The following is a 333-nucleotide window of genomic DNA, read 5'->3' on the forward strand; positions in this document are numbered from 1 at the left end:
TATTTTTCTTAATACTCTCATATTGAGAAACAGCCTGAGCTGTTACCTTCTGATTTTGATTATGCGCATAATCGTAAACCTTATCAGACTGCTGTTTTGCTTTAGTGATTGAATCGTTTTTTTGTTTATCGGCATGATTAATCACACCAATTCTTTGTTTACGAGCCTCCTCAATAATTTTTTGGCGTTGGGCTTTGGCAGCCGAACTATTTCCCTTGTACTCTTCATCTGCTGCTTTAACTGTATTTTTATATTTCTTCCAAGCTGAATTATAGACACTATGATATTCATCGTTGGCTTTTTTGCTGACAGACTTTTGTTCTTCATCAGCAT

The 333-nt window shown here is 35.4% G+C and carries 1 protein-coding gene; it reads right to left on the reverse strand.

The window, feature by feature from the left end; translation table 11 throughout:
• The coding region (locus CBI42_RS11645; RefSeq protein WP_142294150.1) for a hypothetical protein at window positions 1–333 on the reverse strand (333 nt) is incomplete at both ends.

This window comes from Streptococcus sp. KR, from assembly GCF_002238115.1.
In the GTDB taxonomy this organism is placed as follows: domain Bacteria; phylum Bacillota; class Bacilli; order Lactobacillales; family Streptococcaceae; genus Streptococcus.